The sequence below is a fragment of the Micromonospora arborensis genome, assembly GCF_003205615.1.
Lineage (GTDB): Bacteria > Actinomycetota > Actinomycetes > Mycobacteriales > Micromonosporaceae > Micromonospora > Micromonospora arborensis.
Window position 1 is genome coordinate 24,404 of record NZ_PYBV01000028.1, and the last position, 16,985, is coordinate 41,388.

General features: G+C 71.4%; 13 protein-coding genes. All 13 read left to right on the forward strand.

From position 1 onward, the window contains the following. Positions 1 to 120 precede the first annotated feature (120 nt). A complete protein-coding gene (locus C7C45_RS21825) occupies positions 121 to 1,629 on the forward strand; it encodes a sugar ABC transporter ATP-binding protein (protein ID WP_208641257.1) in 1,509 nt (502 codons plus the stop codon). Further along, on the forward strand, positions 1,626 to 2,753 hold the full coding sequence (locus C7C45_RS21830; protein WP_110565558.1) for an ABC transporter permease: 1,128 nt from the start codon (positions 1,626 to 1,628) through the stop codon (positions 2,751 to 2,753). The genes C7C45_RS21825 and C7C45_RS21830 overlap by 4 nt, the downstream gene beginning before the upstream one ends. A 98-nt stretch (positions 2,754 to 2,851) precedes the next feature. Beyond that, the gene (locus C7C45_RS21835) at positions 2,852 to 3,904 is read left to right on the forward strand and encodes a substrate-binding domain-containing protein (RefSeq protein ID WP_110565559.1); all 1,053 of its coding nucleotides are present in this window, start codon (positions 2,852 to 2,854) and stop codon (positions 3,902 to 3,904) included. 53 nt (positions 3,905 to 3,957) lie between these two features. After that, complete coding sequence (locus C7C45_RS21840; RefSeq protein ID WP_425271162.1) at positions 3,958 to 5,133, forward strand: Gfo/Idh/MocA family protein; 1,176 nt, start codon at positions 3,958 to 3,960, stop codon at positions 5,131 to 5,133. Between the two features lie 623 nt (positions 5,134 to 5,756). Continuing rightward, positions 5,757 to 6,923, forward strand: coding sequence for an inositol-3-phosphate synthase (locus C7C45_RS21845; RefSeq protein WP_110565561.1), 1,167 nt, complete (start codon positions 5,757 to 5,759; stop codon positions 6,921 to 6,923). Next, positions 6,907 to 7,761 carry an SCO3242 family prenyltransferase gene (locus C7C45_RS21850; protein ID WP_110565562.1) on the forward strand — a complete coding sequence of 285 codons (855 nt, stop codon included), beginning with the start codon at positions 6,907 to 6,909 and terminating at the stop codon, positions 7,759 to 7,761. Before C7C45_RS21845 ends, C7C45_RS21850 begins: the two co-directional genes overlap by 17 nt. Further along, positions 7,758 to 8,675, forward strand: a complete 918-nt coding sequence (locus tag C7C45_RS21855) for a sugar phosphate isomerase/epimerase family protein (RefSeq protein WP_110565563.1) — start codon at positions 7,758 to 7,760, stop codon at positions 8,673 to 8,675. The genes C7C45_RS21850 and C7C45_RS21855 overlap by 4 nt, the downstream gene beginning before the upstream one ends. Before the next feature lie 20 nt (positions 8,676 to 8,695). Beyond that, a complete protein-coding gene (locus C7C45_RS21860; RefSeq protein WP_110565564.1) occupies positions 8,696 to 9,304 on the forward strand; it encodes an EboA domain-containing protein in 609 nt (202 codons plus the stop codon). Continuing rightward, positions 9,305 to 10,162, forward strand: a complete 858-nt coding sequence (locus tag C7C45_RS21865) for a TatD family hydrolase (RefSeq protein WP_110565565.1) — start codon at positions 9,305 to 9,307, stop codon at positions 10,160 to 10,162. Continuing rightward, positions 10,162 to 11,361 (forward strand): metabolite traffic protein EboE, encoded by a 1,200-nt coding sequence (gene eboE, locus C7C45_RS21870; protein ID WP_110565566.1) that lies wholly within the window; start codon positions 10,162 to 10,164, stop codon positions 11,359 to 11,361. The genes C7C45_RS21865 and eboE overlap by 1 nt, the downstream gene beginning before the upstream one ends. Then, the gene (locus tag C7C45_RS21875; RefSeq protein ID WP_110565567.1) at positions 11,358 to 12,776 is read left to right on the forward strand and encodes an alkaline phosphatase family protein; all 1,419 of its coding nucleotides are present in this window, start codon (positions 11,358 to 11,360) and stop codon (positions 12,774 to 12,776) included. The genes eboE and C7C45_RS21875 overlap by 4 nt, the downstream gene beginning before the upstream one ends. Continuing rightward, positions 12,773 to 13,840, forward strand: a complete 1,068-nt coding sequence (locus C7C45_RS21880; RefSeq protein ID WP_110565568.1) for a polyprenyl synthetase family protein — start codon at positions 12,773 to 12,775, stop codon at positions 13,838 to 13,840. The genes C7C45_RS21875 and C7C45_RS21880 overlap by 4 nt, the downstream gene beginning before the upstream one ends. Before the next feature lie 218 nt (positions 13,841 to 14,058). Beyond that, a complete protein-coding gene (locus C7C45_RS21885) occupies positions 14,059 to 16,911 on the forward strand; it encodes a PQQ-dependent sugar dehydrogenase (protein WP_208641249.1) in 2,853 nt (950 codons plus the stop codon). The last annotated feature ends 74 nt before the right edge of the window (positions 16,912 to 16,985 follow it).

The window sequence follows — 16,985 nt, forward strand, 5'->3', positions numbered from 1 at the left end:
TCCGTCGTGAGCGAGGAGGAGACTGTGGCTCTGCCCGAGGATGACCCCGCCACCGCGTCGGCCGAGGCCGTCGCCGAGGCGCCGCTGGTCGAAGCTCCCGCCGACACCGTCGCGGGCGAGGTGGTCCTGCGCCTCACCGATGTGGTCAAGACCTTCCCCGGCGTACGCGCGCTGGACGGCGTGCAGCTGGAGGTGCGTGCTGGCGAGGTGCACTGTCTGCTCGGGCAGAACGGCGCCGGCAAGTCCACTCTGATCAAGGTGCTCTCCGGGGTCCACCAGCCTGATTCCGGGCAGGTGGAGTGGCGTGGCGAGCCGGCGACCTTCACCAACCCGCAGGCCGCGATGAAGGCCGGCATCGCCACGATCTACCAGGAGCTCGACCTCGTCGAGGATCTGTCGGTGGCGGAGAACGCGTTCCTCGGTCACGAGCACCGCAGCTTCGGGTTCGTCCGGCGCGGCACGATGGCCCGGCACACTCGGCAGATCCTCAGTCGGCTCGGCCACGGTGAGATCCCGCCCGGGAGGATGGTCCGGTCGCTGCCGGCCGCCGGCAAGCAGATCGTCAGCATGGCCCGGGCGCTGTCGCACGAGGCCCGACTGATCATCATGGACGAGCCGAGCGCGGTGCTGGCCCACGACGAGGTCGGCAACCTCTTCCGCATCATCCGGGAGCTGACCGCGCAGGGCATCGCCGTCATCTACATCTCGCACCGGCTGGAGGAGATCCGCGAGATCGGCGACCGGGTCACCGTACTCAAGGACGGCCGGACCACGGCGGCGAACCTGCCGGCGCGCGACACCCCGACCCGCGACCTGGTCAGCCGGATGACCGGCCGCACCATCGAGTACGTCTTCCCGGATCGGCCGGCCGACGACCCCGCCGGTGCGGATCTGCTCCAGGTGGAGGGGTTGACCCGCGCCGGTGAGTTCGCCGACGTCTCGCTGAGTGTTCGCGCCGGGGAGATCGTCGGCATCGCGGGGCTGGTCGGCTCCGGTCGCTCGGAGCTGCTGGAGACCATCTACGGTGCTCGTCTCGCGGAGGCCGGTTCGGTCCGGATGGACGGGCGGGTGCTGCGTCCCGGTGTTGGCGCGGCGGTACGGGCCGGCATGGGGATGGCCCCGGAGGAACGCAAGAGTCAGGCGCTGCTGCTCGGAGAGCCCATCTACCGCAACGTCACGTTGGCCACCTTCGGCCGGTACGCGCGGCTGGGCTTCACCGACGCCGCCAAGGAACGAGCCGAGGCGGACCGGATCGCCGAGAGCCTGGAGCTGCGGCCCCGGGACGTCGACCGGCCGGTACGCACGCTCTCCGGCGGCAACCAACAGAAGGTCGTGGTCGGGCGGTGGTTGCTCGGCGGCACCAAGCTGTTGCTGCTCGACGAGCCGACCCGGGGTGTGGACGTGGGCGCCCGGGCTGAGCTCTACCAGGTCATCCGGGCGTTGGCCGCCCAGGGCGTCGGGGTGCTGCTGGTCTCCAGCGAGGTGCCCGAGGTGCTCGGTCTGGCCGATCGGGTGCTGGTGATGCGGGAAGGGCGGGTCGTCCGCGAGGCCGCGGCCGGCGAACTCGACGAGAACACAGTGCTCGACCTCGTGATGGCGGGGTCCTTGATGGAAGGCGCACCGGCATGAGCGACGCGACTCCCACTCCCACCGCGACACCGGAGCGCCCGCAGCTTCCGGCGCAGTCGCCGCCGGTGGACCCGGCGGAGACGGCGGTGGCCAGCGGTAAGGCAGGATCCACGGGTCGACTCTCGTGGTGGCGGGGTGACGGTGGCGACGGCGCCAAGCGCAACCTCGGTCTGATCGGGGTGCTGGCCGCGCTCATCGTGGTCGGCGCGGTCACCAAACCGGAGCTCTACGGTGACCCGAACTGGGTCTGGAACAACGTGCTCGCCATCCTGCAGCTCGCCTCGGTCGTCGGCGTGGTCACGGTCGGGATGACCTTCGTGATCATCGGCGGCGGCATCGACCTGTCGGTCGGGGCGATCGTCGCGCTGGCCGGGGTCTGGTGCACCACTGTCGCCACCCAGGAATTCGGCGCCGGCGGCATGATCTTCACCGCCCTCGTGGTCGGTATCTGCGTCGGCCTGGTCAACGGCGTACTCATCTCGTACGGGAAGCTGGTCCCCTTCATCGCGACGCTCGCGATGCTGGTGGCGGCTCGCGGGCTCGCGGCGTCGATCTCCAACAAGCAGACCCAGGTGTCGAGCAGCACCTTCATCAACGACATCGCGGCGCGCAAGGTTCTCGGGATTCCGATCCTCGTCTACATCCTGGGCGCAGTGGTGGTGGCCGGGTGGATCCTGCTCAACCGCACGACCTTCGGCCGGCGCACCATCGCCGTCGGCGGTAACCCGGAGGCGGCACGGCTGGCCGGCATCAACGTCCGCCGGCACACCATGTTCCTCTACGCGCTGTCCGGTCTGTGCTGCGGTATCGCGGCCATCATGCTCACCTCGCAGGCCACCTCGGCGCAGGCGGCGATGGCCAACCTCTACGAGTTGGACGCGATCGCCGCCGCGATCATCGGCGGGACGCTGCTCAGCGGCGGCCGGGGCACGATCGTCGGCTCGCTGCTCGGCGTCATCATCTTCGCCACGATCACGAACCTCTTCGCCATCAACGGCCTCTCCATCGAGGCGCAGAACATGGTCAAGGGCGGCATCATCGTCGCCGCCGTCCTGGTCCAGCAGTTCCAGTACAAGTCCTTCACTCGGCTCCTCGCGCGGAACAGGGTCACCACCGCAACCTGACGCACCGCACCGTTGTCCCAGGCGACGTCGAGAAATTCGACAGTGGCCGGGCCTCGTACACCCTCACCGACACAAATCCCGCTCCCAGGAGGTCGTTCATGACCCAGCACAGTCGCGACGTGTCGCGCCGCCGGTTGCTCTTCGGTGGAGCCGCAGTGGGCGCCGCCACCCTGCTCACCGCCTGCACCAGCAACGACACCCCGGCGGCCAGCACCCAGACCAAGGCCGCCGGCAACGCCGAAGGCAACAACGCCCCGGGCAAGAAGGTCGTCATCGGCTTCTCCGCCCCGGCCGCCGACCACGGCTGGATGGGTGCGATCCACGCCAACGCCAAGGCGCAGGCCGCGGCCTACTCGGACGTGGAGTTCAAGGAGGTCGACGGTGGGTCGAACTCCGAGGCCCAGCGCTCCACGCTCGGCACGCTGATCGCCCAGAAGCCGGACATCATCGTCGTGCTGCCGCACGACGGCAAGGAGGTCAACGCCGTTGCCCTCCAGGCGATGCAGGCGGGCATCCCGATCGTGAACCTCGACCGGGCCTTCCCCGACGCGCTGGCCTCGCGGCTGGTCATCAAGGGCGACAACTACGGCATGGGCGTGTCGGCCGGGCACTTCATCGGCAAGCAGCTCAAGGACAAGGGCGTCGCCAACCCGGTGATCGGTGAGATCGCCGGTCTGGAGATCCCGCTGACCGTCGAGCGCAGCGCCGGCTTCGCGGCGGCCCTGGCGACCTACGGGTTCAAGGTGGGCAACCGTCGCTCGGCCGAGTTCACCTCCGACAGCGGCCAGCGTGAGGCGGCCCAGCTGCTGCAGGCGCTGCCGAAGATCGACGCGATCTGGAACCACGACGACGACCAGGGCATTGGTGTGCTCGCCGCCATCAAGCAGGCCAACCGGTCGGAGTTCTTCATGGTCGGCGGCGCGGGTTCGAAGCTCGCGATCGACGCGATCAAGGCCGACAACAGCGTGCTCAAGGCGACGGTCACCTACAACCCGTCGATGGCCTCGTCGGCAATTTCCCTCGCGCGGCTCATCGCGCAGGGCCGGGGCCTGGGCGACCTGACGGAACTGCAGGTTCCCAAGGAAGTGACCCTCGCCTCCGAGACGATCACCAAGGAGAACGCGAGCAGCTACGACAAGCTCGGGTTCTGACACACGGGGGGAGGCTCACCTTGTCCACGACAGACAAAGAACTGCGGGTCGGCATGGTCGGCTACGCGTTCATGGGCGCCGCGCACTCACAGGCGTGGCGCACCGTGAACCGCGTGTACGACCTGCCGGCGCGGGCCCGGATGGCGTTGATCTGCGGCCGAGACACAGCGAAGGTGGCCGACGCCGCCGATCGGCTCGGCTGGGAGGCGTACACCACGGACTGGCGTGACCTGATCAACCGCGACGACATCGACGTGGTCGACATCTGCACCCCGGGCGACAGTCACGCCGAGATCGCCCTCGCCGCGTTGGCCGCCGGCAAGCACGTCCTGTGCGAGAAGCCGTTGGCCAACACGGTGGCGGAGGCCAGGGCGATGACCGCCGCGGCGGACGTCGCCCGGGCCGCCGGAGTGCGGTCGATGTGCGCGTTCAACTACCGCCGGGTCCCCGCGGTGACGATGATGCGCCAGCTGGTCGCCGACGGACGGCTCGGGGTGATTCGACACGTTCGTGCGGTGTACCTACAGGACTGGATCGTGGACCCGCAGTTCCCGCTGGTCTGGCGGTTGCAGAAGGACAGGGCGGGCTCCGGCGCGCTCGGTGACATCGGTGCGCACATCATCGATCTGACCCAGTTCGTCACCGGTCAGCGGATCAGCGGGGTCAGCGCGGTCACCGAAACCTTCGTCAAGGAACGGCCGCTGCCGGCCGAGTCGAGCGGTCTGGCGGCCTCGGTGGACGGCCACGCGGCACCCACCGGGCCGGTGACCGTCGACGACGCCGCGGTCTTCGTGGCCCGGCTCGACGGTGGCGCTCTGGCCACGTACGAGGCGAGCAGGTTCGCCACCGGCCGCAAGAACGCCCTGCGTGTCGAGATCAACGGCTCGTTGGGCACGGTGGTCTTCGACCTGGAGCGCCTCAACGAGCTGGAGTTCTACGACGCCACGCGTCCGGCTGTGGAGCAGGGCTTCAACCGCATCCTGGTGACCGAGGGCGAGCACCCGTACATGTCGGCGTGGTGGCCGCCGGGCCACATCATCGGCTACGAGCACTCGTTCACGCACGAGATGCGCGACTTCATCGAGGCGGTCGCCAACGGTGTCGACCCGACTCCCTCCTTCGCCGACGCGTTGCAGGTCCAGTTGGTGCTGGACGCGGTGACCCGCTCGGCGGAGCTCGGCTCCTCCTGGACCGAGGTGGCACCGGCGCTGACCGCGGCGGCTGTCTGACCATTGACCATGCGCGACGGCGGTGTTCGTACCGCTGTCGCCCGACCGGCTCTCCGAAGCCGACCGGCGAGGGACTGGCCACGGATTGCGCCCCGTGGCCGGGACGAGGTCGGCAGCGGAGAGTGTGCAGCCGGGCCGTACGGCCCGGTGGCGCACGAGCAGGACGGTCGTCCGGTGCGACCGGACCGGGATTCCCCGGCCGCACCGGAGGACCGCCACCACCGGTGGAGTTCCAGAGGACCTGATGGCACCGCCCGCTGTTGCCCCCACCCGTGCCGCATCCGCTCGCCGATTTTTGGTGGGTCGTGCTGCGGTCGGTGCTGTGGTGGGTAACACGGCCTGAGACGTCCGGTCGGGGCAGGCCAAACGCCCCGACCGGTCGGATGCGGGGGAGACAGGGTCGAGACGCCGACCCGACCCTGTCTACCAGCCCCGTCTGCTCGCACCCGTACCGGGAATCGGTCCGGCGTCGGCGCCGCCGACGCCGACGCCGGAACCGGTGTCGTCCCGGTGCGGGGCGGGCGGGCGGGGCGCATCCAACAAGGCTGTATCTTTCCGAAACATATTCTGATATTCCTATATTTAGCAGTACCGACGGTTCCTCCTGGATGGGAAGGAGCACCATGCGAACAGGTGTCTGGCTGGTAGGAGCGCGCGGTTCCGTCGCGACCACCAGCATCGTCGGAGGGCTCGCGCTGCGGGCCGGTCTGGCCGGGCCCACCGGCTGCGTGACCGAGTTGCCTGAGCTGCGCGGCCCCGCCCTGCCGGCCTTCGCCGACCTCGTCTTCGGCGGGCACGACCTGGCCACCACCCCGCTGTGCAAGCGCGCGGAGGCACTGGCCGACAGCGGTGTCATCCCCTGGCGGCTGGTCGCCGCGATCCGGGACGAGCTGTCCGCGGTCGAGCAGGAGCTGCGCCCCGCGCCGGTCGGCGCCACCCAGGCGGATCGGGCCGCCGCCGTGGTCCGCGACCTCACCGGCTTTCGTGAGCGGCACGAGCTGGACCGGGTGGTGGTGGTCAACGTCTCCGCCACCGAGCCGGCCCCTCAACCGCACCCCGGGCACGCCGATCCGGACGCGCTGCGTGCCGCCCTCGCCGGTCCGGACGAGGTGCTGCCGGCCAGTTCCCTCTACGGGTACGCGGCGTTGCTGGCCGGCTGCCCGTACGTCGACTTCACCCCGTCCACCGGGCTGCGGCTGCCGGCGTTGACCGCGCTGGCCGAAGAGGCCCGACTGCCGTACGCCGGGCATGACGGCAAGACCGGGGAAACCCTGGTCAAGTCGGTGCTCGCGCCGATGTTCGCGATGCGCAACCTGGACGTGCGTTCCTGGTCCGGGTTCAACCTCCTCGGCGGTGGCGACGGCGCCACCCTCGCCGACCCGGCCGCGAACGCGGCGAAGGTGCAGAGCAAGCAACGGGTGCTCGGCGAGACGCTGGGCTACGTCCCGCAGGGCGGCACGCGCATCGAGTACGTCGAGGAGCTGGGCGACTTCAAGACCGCCTGGGATCTGATCACCTTCGCGGGTTTCCTCGGCACCGGCATGCGGATGGAGTTCACCTGGCACGGCTGCGACTCCGCGCTGGCCGCGCCGCTGGTGCTCGACCTCGCCCGGCTCACCGCCGCCGCGCACGCCGCCGGGCAGGTGGGGCCGCTGACCGAGCTGGGCTTCTTCTTCAAGGACCCGCTCGGCACACCCAGCCACTCGCTGGGCGAGCAGTGGGCCCGGCTGACCGAGTTCGCCCGACTTCTGCACGCCGGCGGGGACAGCGGCCATGACCACGCTGGCTGACCTCGCCGAGCTGGTCCGGGCGCCGGCTGCCCTCTCGGTGCCCGGTGACGTGGTCGCCGGAGCGGCTGCGGCCGGCGCGCTGGGCCCGCGTACCCCCGCCCTGGCCGGCGCCTCGGTGCTGCTCTACTGGGCCGGCATGGCCGCCAACGACTGGGCCGACCGACGCCTCGACGCCGTCGAGCGGCCCGAGCGGCCGATCCCCAGCGGGCGGGTCACCCCGGCCGCCGCGGTCGGTCTCGCGTCCGGCCTCACGGCCGCCGGCGTGGGCCTGGCCGCCGCCGTGGGCGGTCGCCGCGCCGCCGCGCTGGCCGTGCCGTTGGCCGCCACCATCTGGGGGTACGACCTGCTGGCCAAGAACACCGCCGCCGGTCCGGCCGTGATGGCCGCCTGCCGGGGGCTGGATGTGCTGCTCGGCGCGTCGAGTGGCCGGGTGACCAGGGCGTTGCCGGCTGCGGTGACCGTCGCCGCGCACACCTGGACGGTCACCGCGCTGTCCCGCCGGGAGGTCACCGGCGCCGATGCCGCCCTGCCGATGCGCACCCTCGCCGGCACCGCGGTGGTCGCCGCCAGTGCCGCCGTCGTCGCCCCCCGGCGGGTCGCCGCGCTGCCCGCCGTGCTGGCCGGGTGGTATGCCGCCCGCTACGGCGCGGCTCAGGTCGAGGTCGTCCGGGACCCGTCGGCCGGGCGGGTTCGCGCCGCCGTCGGCGCCGGGATCACCGGGCTGCCGGCCCTCCAGGGGGCGCTCACCGCGCGAGGTGGAGCCGGTCTGCTCGGGGTGGCCGTCGCGGCGGCCGCGCCGCTGGGTCGACTGCTGGCCCGGAAGGTTTCCCCGACGTGAGCGTCTCCGCGCCCCGGCCGGCCGTCGACGCCACCACGTTGCGCCTCGGGTACGGCACGAACGGCTTCGCCAACCACCGTCTCGACGACGCGCTCGGCGTCCTCGCCGATCTCGGCTACGACGGGGTGGCGCTCACCCTGGACCACGATCACCTGGACCCGTTCGCGCCCGGGCTCACGCGCCGGGTCGCCGCGGTCGGCCGCCGGTTGGACGAGCTGGGTCTGGCGGTGGTGATCGAAACCGGGGCCCGCTACCTGCTCGACCCGTGGCAGAAGCACGCCCCGACGTTGCTGCACGACGACCCGACCCGACGGATCGAGTTCCTGCGCCGGGCCGTCCGGATCGGCGCCGACCTGGGCGCGGAGGCGGTCTCGTTCTGGGCCGGTGTCCGACCTGAGGCGGTGCCGCCGCAGTGCGCCTGGGACCGGCTGGTGGCCGGCTGCGCCAGCGTGGTCGACGCGGCCGACGCCGCAGACGTCACCCTCGGCTTCGAGCCGGAGCCGGGGATGCTGGTGCAGGACATCGCCGACTGGCGTCGGCTGCGCGCCGCGCTCGGTGACCCGGCCCGGTTCGGCATCACCCTCGACATCGGCCACTGCCGTTGCCTGGAGCCGTGGCCGGTGCCGCAGTGCGTCGCCGAGGTGGCCGGGCACCTGGTCAACGTGCAGATCGACGACATGCGCCGGGGTGTGCACGAGCACCTGGAGTTCGGTGACGGCGAGATCGACTTTCCGCCGGTGCTGGCGGCCCTGGCGGCAGCCGACTATCGCGGGCTGGTCGCGGTGGAGTTGCCCCGCGACTCGCACGCCGCACCCGCCGTGGCCGCCCGGTCGATCGAGTTTCTCCGCGCCGCCGCACTGGCCGGCCGCACGGAGGACGAGGTGCCCGCAGACATACCTGGGGTGCCTGCGTAGCAGCAAGGGAAGGAGACGGGATGACACCGGATTCACTACGGGCCGCGCTGCGAGGCGTACCCGATCCCGATTGGTTGGACGCGGCGCTGCGCCGGGTCACGGCCGAGCCCACCGCGATCACCCGACTCTTCCCCACCGCCGGCCGGCGTTGCGGTCGGGCCGCGCTGCCCGACGCCCCGGGCTGGACCGCCGACGACGCGGCCCGGGTGCTGCTGCTCACCAGCCTGCCCGGCGACCACGCGGCGTACGCCGAGCGCCTCTACCAGCACGGCGACGCGGCCGAGCGCCGGGCGGTGCTGCGGTCCCTGCCGCTGCTGCCGATCGGCGCCGCCGGTGTGCCGTTGCTGCACGACGCGATCCGGACCAACGACACCCGGCTGGTCGCCGCCGCGCTCGGCCCGTACGCCCAGCACCTCGCCCCGGCCGCCTGGCGGCAGGCGGTGCTCAAGTGCGTGTTCAGCGGCGTCCCCCTCGCTGCGGTGGCCGACCTCGACACCCGGGCGGACGGGGAGTTGGCGGCGATGCTGGCCGCGCTCGCCGCCGAACGGCATGCCGCCGGCCGGGAGTTGCCCGCCGACGCCACCGACCTGCTCGACCGGCTCACCGCCGCACTGCCCCGGGAGGCGTGAATGCGCATCTTCGACCCCCACATCCACATGACCTCACGCACCACAGACGACTACGAACGGATGGCCGCCGCCGGCGTACGCGCGGTGGTGGAGCCGGCGTTCTGGCTGGGCCAGCCGCGCACCAGCGCCGCCTCGTTCACCGACTACTTCGACTCGCTGATCGGCTGGGAGCCGTTTAGGGCCGGGCAGTTCGGGGTGCGCCATTTCGCCACCATCGCGCTGAACCCGAAGGAGGCCAACGACCCGCGCTGCCGTCCGGTCCTCGACCTGCTGCCCCGCTACCTGGACAAGGACGCGGTCGTGGCGGTCGGCGAGATCGGGTACGACTCGATGACGCCGGAGGAGGACGAGGCGTTCGCGGCGCAGCTCGCCCTGGCGGTGGCGTACGACCTGCCGGCGCTGGTGCACACCCCGCACCGGGACAAGGCGCGCGGATGCGAGCGGACCCTGGCCGTGGTCGCCGAATCCGGCATCGACGCGGGTCGCGTGGTGGTCGACCACCTCAACGAGGTGACCGTCAAACTGGTCCGCGACAGCGGCTGCTGGCTGGGCTTCTCCATCTACCCGGACACCAAGATGACCCCGCAGCGGATGGTGGAGCTGCTGCGCGAGTACGGCACCGATCGGATGCTGGTCAACTCGGCGGCCGACTGGGGACGCTCCGACCCGCTGCTGACCCGGGCCACCGGCGAGGCGATGCTGCTGGCCGGCTTCAGCGACGACGACGTCGACAAGGTGCTGTGGCGCAACCCGGTGGAGTTCTACGGGCAGTCGGGGCGGCTCGACCTCAGCGACCTGGACGTTACCGCCGCCGTGGACCCGCAGACCGGCAACTCGATCCTGCGCGGCGGCAGCTGATGCGGCTGCGACATGCCGGTGGCGACACGGTCCACCTCGGCTACTGCACCAACGTGCACCCCGCCGAGGACCTCGCCGGCATCCTCGGTCAACTGGACACCTACGCGGTGCCGGTCCGCGAGGCGCTCGGCAGCGACCTGCTCGGGCTCGGCCTGTGGCTGGCCGCGCCGGTCGCCGCCGAGCTGGCCGCCGACCCGACGCTGCGCCGCCGGCTGCGCACCGAGCTGGGCGCGCGCGGGCTGGAGGTGGTCACCCTCAACGGCTTCCCGTACGCGGCCTTCCAGGCCCCCGTGGTGAAGCAGGACGTGTACCACCCGGACTGGACGACCGAGCAACGCCTGACGTACACCCTGGATCTGGCCCGGGTGCTCGCCGACCTGCTGCCCGACGACGCCGCCCGGGGCTCGATCTCCACGCTGCCGCTGGCCTGGCGGCAACCCTGGGACACCGACCGGGCCGACGCGGCCCGACGCCGGCTGGACCAGCTGGCCGCCGGCCTGGCCGCCGTGCAGCGCGACACCGGCCGCGAGGTGCGGGTCGCCTTCGAGCCGGAGCCGGGCTGCGTGGTGGAGAGCACCGGCCAGGCCGCCGCGCTGCTGTCCGGGATGGACACCGAGCGGCTGGGCGTCTGCGTCGACCTGGCCCACCTGGCGTGCGCCTGGGAGGAGCCGGCCGAGGCACTGGAACGACTGCGGGCGGCCGGGCTGCCCGTGGTGAAGGTGCAGGTCTCCGCGGCCGTCGAGGCGGCGGACCCGGAGGGTGGGGCCGACGCGTTGCGCCGCTGGGTGGAGCCACGCTTCCTGCACCAGACCCGGGGTGTCGGTTGCGCCGGCCTGGCCGACCCGGCCGATCCGGCGTACGCGGCCGACGACCTGGACGAGGCGTTGGACAAGGCGCTGCCCGGCCCGTGGCGGGTGCACTACCACGTGCCCCTGCACGCACCACCCGAGGAACCGCTCGGCTCGACCCTTCCGGTGCTCCGCGCGGCCCTGAGAGCGCTCTTCGACGGCCCGACCGCGGGCTGCGACCACCTCGACGTCGAGACGTACACCTGGGGGGTGCTGCCGGCCGCACGACGGCCCGGCACCGACGCGGAGCTGGCCGCCGGCATCGCCGCGGAGCTGGCCTTCGCCCGCGACGAACTGGTCGGCCTCGGCCTGACCGCACAGCGATCCGTGAGCATGGGGGTGACGCGATGAGCCGGCGACTGGTGGTCCTCGACGTGGTGGGGCTGACCCCACGACTACTGGCGCACATGCCCCGGCTGCGCGGGGTCGCCGACGGCGGCTTCCGGGCCGAGCTGGGCACCGTGCTGCCCGCGGTGACCTGCTCGGTGCAGTCCACCTTCCTCACCGGCGAACCGCCCAGCGGGCACGGGATCGTCGGCAACGGATGGTATTTCCGGGAGCTGGGTGAGGTGTTGCTGTGGCGGCAGCACAACGCGCTGGTCGGCGGGGAGAAGCTCTGGCAGGCGGCCCGTCGGGCCGAGCCCGACTACACCGTCGCCAACGTCTGCTGGTGGTACGCGATGGGCGCGGACGTCAACTGGACGGTGACGCCCCGCCCGGTCTACTACGCCGACGGGCGCAAGGAGCCGGACTGCTACACCGACCCGCCGGAGCTGCACGACGCGCTCACCGGGCGACTGGGCACCTTCCCGCTCTTCACCTACTGGGGGCCGACGGCCGGGTTGCCGTCGTCGCGGTGGATCTGCCAGGCGGCGGAGCAGATCCTCGCCGACGTGTCACCAGACCTGACCCTGGTCTACGTTCCGCACCTGGACTACGACCTGCAACGCTTCGGTCCCTCGTCGGCCGAGGCCGCCGCGGCGGCAGCCGAGCTGGACGCGGTGCTCGGCCCGCTCCTGGACGCCGCCCGGGCCCGGGACGCCACAGTGGTGGTGCTGTCGGAGTACGGCATCACCGACGTGTCCCGCCCGGTGGACGTCAACAGGTTGCTGCGCGCCGAGGGCCTGTTGCGGGTGCACACGCAGGCCGGCATGGAATACCTGGACCCGTGGACGTCGAGGGCGTTCGCGGTCGCCGACCATCAGGTCGCCCACGTCTACGTCAAGGATCCGGCCGATGTGCCGGCGGTGGCGAAGCTCTGCGCCGGGCTGCCCGGGGTGGCCGAGGTGCTCGACGCCGACGGCAAGGCCGCCCACGGGTTGGATCATCCGCGCGCCGGTGAGCTGGTGCTGGTGGCCGAGCCGGACGCCTGGTTCACGTACTACTACTGGCTGGACGACGCGCGAGCGCCGGACTTCGCCCGGCTCGTGGAGATTCATCGGAAGCCGGGATACGACCCGGCGGAGCTGTTCTTCGATCCGGCCAACCCCGGTGCCGCGAAGGCTCGTGCCGGGGTGGCGCTGGCCCGCAAGAAGCTCGGCATGCGCTACCTGATGAGCGCGGTCGGCCTGGACGCCGGGGCGCAGGCGGTACGCGGTTCACACGGTCGGCTGCCGGACGACCCGGCGGACGCCCCGGTGCTGCTCTGCTCCGACCCGAGCGCCGCCCGGGACCGGATCGCGGCCACCGACGTCAAGGCGCTGCTGCTGGAGCTGGCCGGGCTGGGCGCCGCCGCCGGTACGGACGGGCCAGGGGAGAGGGCATGACAGTTACCGTCGCGACCACCGACGCGAGCGGGCTGCGGGCGCGTTTCGACGTGGAGCTGGCCGGGTTCCTCGAACGGCAGGGCCCGGACTGGCCGGACGGGGCACCGCGCGGCGTGTTCACCGCGCTGCAACGATTCGTGCTGGCCGGTGGGAAGCGGTTACGTCCGCTGTTCTGCTACTGGGGTTGGCGCGGCGCGGGGGCTGCCGACGGCACCCCGATCGTGGTGGCCGCGGCGGCCCTGGAACTGTTCCACGCGTTCGCGCTGATCCACGACGACATCCTGGACGGCAGCGACCGCCGGCGGGGTGAGCCGTCGGTGCACCGGCTCTTCGCCGATCTGCACGCCCGTTCGGCGTGGCGGGGCGACCCGGAGGCGTACGGCCGCAACACCGCGCTGCTCTGCGGGGACCTCTGCGCCGCCTGGTCGGATCAGATGTTCCACGAGTGCGGGCTGAGCACCGAGCAGGTGCACCGGGGGTACGGCGTGTTCGCGCTGATGCGTACCGAGGTGATCGCCGGGGAGTACCTGGACCTGGTCTCGGGCGTGGGCGATGGCTCGGTGGCCAGCGCGTTGACCGTGATCCGGATGAAGGCCGCCCGGTACACGGTGACCCGTCCGTTGCAGATCGGGGCGGCCCTGGCCGGCGCGGAGCCGGAGTTGATCGCCGCGCTGGGCGAGTTCGGCGACCCGTTGGGCGACGCGTTCCAGCTCCGCGACGACGTGCTGGGTGTCTTCGGGGACCCGGCGGTCACCGGCAAATCGGTCCTGGACGACCTGCGGGAGGGCAAGCCCACGGTGATGATGGCGCTGGCCCGCAGCGCCGCCGACCGGACGCAGACCATCCGGCTGCGGGAGTTGTTCGGCAACCCGGCTCTGGACGCCGACGGCGCGGCGGAGCTGCGCGCGATCATCGAGGCGACCGGGGCACTGGCGCGGATCGAGCAGATGATCCGGGTCCGGACCGAGGCCGCGCTCGGCGCGTTGCAGAGCGCGATGGTGGCCGACGAGGCCCGCGCGGCGCTCGTCGCACTGGCCGGACAGGCGATCGACCGCCGCGCCTGACCGGCGACTTTCGATCAGATCGACGAAAGTTGATGCTGAATCGCCGGAAGGCATGGACACATCGAAACGCCTAACTTAGTGTCGTGACCAACACGACAATGTTTCGTCGAGGTGAACCGGCGGCGCGGTAACCCACGACCCCCACCATCACCGCTACGGCATCCGGCGCGACGGCGCGCGCCCGCCTGGCAGTCAATCGTCAGGAAGGGGCAGCACAGATGTCCATGAAGGACGCTCCCAAACATCGATCCCGACGATGGTTCTCGGCGGGATCGGCAGTGTTGCTGGTGGCCGCGGCCGGCACGGTCGCACTCGGTGCCGGCTCGACCCCCGCACAGGCGCACACGATCAACGCGACCGACTTCCAGCAGGTCGAGCTCGCCCGTGGCGTGACCGACATGGGTGAGCCGATGTCGCTGGCCGTGCTGCCGGACCGCTCGGTCCTGCACACCGCCCGCAACGGCACCCTGCGCCGCACCGACGCCAACGGCACCACCTCCGTGATCGGCACCCTCGCGGTCTACACGCACGACGAGGAGGGGTTGCAGGGCGTCGGCGTCGACCCGGGCTTCGCCACCAACCGGCAGATCTACCTCTACTACGCCCCGCCGCTCTCCACCCCCGCCGGCGACGCGCCGGCCACCGGCACCGACTTCTCGGCCTGGAACGGCGTCAACCGGCTCTCCCGGTTCACCCTCAACTCCGACTTCACGATCAACCAGTCGAGCAAGGTCGACGTGCTCGACGTGCCGGCCAACCGCGGCCTCTGCTGCCACGTGGGCGGGGACATCGACTTCGACGCCGCCGGCAACCTCTACCTGTCCACCGGCGACGACACCAACCCGTTCGAGTCGTCCGGCTACTCACCGCTGGACGAGCGGACCAACCGCAACCCGGCGTACGACGCACAGCGCAGCGCCGGCAACACCAACGACCTGCGCGGCAAGATCCTGCGGATCAAGGTGAACGCGAACGGGACGTACTCCATCCCATCCGGCAACCTGTTCGCGCCCGGCACGGCCAAGACGCGCCCGGAGATCTACGCGATGGGTTTCCGCAACCCGTTCCGGATCAGCGTGGACAAGGCCACCGGGGTCGTCTACGTCGGTGACTACGGGCCGGACGCGGGCACCACCAGCTCCACCCGTGGGCCGTCCGGCCAGGTCGAGTTCAACCGGGTCGCCGCGCCGGGTAACTACGGCTGGCCGTACTGCACCGGCACCAACACCTCCACCGAGACGTACAACGAGTGGGACTTCGCCACCAGCGCCAGCGGCGCGAAGTACAACTGCGGCGGCGGGCCGACCAACAACTCGTTCCGCAACACCGGCCTGACCACCCTGCCGGCCGCCCAGCCGGCCTGGATCCGGTACGCCGGCGACGCCGGCACCCCGACCGAGTTCGGCGGCGGCTCCGAGTCCCCGATGGGCGGCCCGGTCTACCGGTACAACGCCTCGTCGACCTCCACCACCAAGTTCCCGCAGTCCTTCGACGGGCAGTTCTTCGCCACCGAGTTCGGCCGTGGCTGGATCAAGCCGATCCACGTCAACTCCGACGGCTCCCGGGGCGCCATCGACACCTTTCCCTGGGTCGGCAAGCAGGTGATGGACTCGGCGTTCGGCCCGGACGGCGCGTACTACGTGCTCGACTACGGCACCGGTTACTTCAACGGTGACGCCAACTCGGCGCTCTACCGCTTCGACTACGTCGGCGGCGGTAACCGGGCGCCAACCGCGGTGGCCGGCGCCAACCGGACCTCCGGTGCGGCCCCGCTCGCGGTGACCTTCTCCTCGGCCGGCTCGTCCGACCCCGAGGGAGGCGCCCTCACGTACTCCTGGAACTTCGGTGACGGGACCACCTCGACCGCGGCCAACCCGTCGAAGACCTACACCGCCAACGGCAGCTACACCGCCACGTTGACGGTTCGGGATCCGCAGGGCGCCACCGGGAGCAGCAGCGTGCGGATCAACGTCGGCAACACCGCGCCCACGGTGACCATCAACAACCCCGGCAACGGTCAGCTGTTCAGCTTCGGCGACACGGTGCCGTTCAGCATCACGGTGACCGACCCGGAGGACGGCACGATCGACTGCACGAAGGTCAAGATGACCTACGTGCTCGGGCACGACCAGCACGGGCACCAGATCACCTCACAGACCGGCTGCTCGGGCTCGATCACCATCCCGGTCGACGGCGAGCACGACGACGCGGCGAACATCTTCGCGATCTTCGACGCCGAGTACACCGACGCCGGCGGGCTGACCACGCACACCCAGCACACGCTGCCACCGCGGCACCGCCAGGCGGAGTTCTACGGCACCTCGTCCGGGATCAACGTGTTCAGCAAGGCCACGGCCGAGGGCGGCAAGACCGTCGGTGACATCAACAACGGTGACTGGATCGCGTTCCAGCCGTACCGGCTGGGCAACGTGACCTCGTTCAACGCCCGGGTCTCCTCGGCGGGCGCCGGCGGCACCCTCCAGGTCCGGGCCGGCTCGGCCACCGGCACGGTGCTCGGCTCGGCCACGGTCCCGGTGACCGGCGGTTGGGAAACCTTCACCACGGTGACCGGGACGATCAGCAGCCCGCCGACCGGCACGACCACCCTCTACCTGACCTTCGCCGGGTCGGGCACCGGGGCGCTCTACGACCTGGACGCGTTCAGCTTCGTCACCGGCACCGCCACCAGCGGAAGTGGCCCGATCAAGGGCCTCGGCGGCAAGTGTCTGGACGTCCGCAACGCCGCCACCGCCGACGGCACGCAGATCCAGATCTACACCTGCAACGGCAGCGCGGCCCAGACCTGGGCGGTCACCCCGAACTCCACGATCAAGTCGTTGGGTAAGTGCCTGGACGTCGCCAGTGCCGGCACCGCCGACGGCACCAAGATCCAGCTCTACACCTGCAACGGTACCGCCGCGCAGAACTGGTCCGCCCAGGCCGACGGCACGCTCCGCAACGCGGCGTCCGGCAAGTGCCTCGACGTCTCCGGCAACAGCTCGGCCGACAGCACGGCGGTCCATCTCTGGACCTGCCTCGGCGCGGCCAACCAAAAGTGGATCCTGCCCTGAGCTGAGTGGCGGGGCCCCTTGTCACCGCCTACGGTTGGGCAAGGGGCCCTTCCTAACCGCAGTTAGGAGAGCGA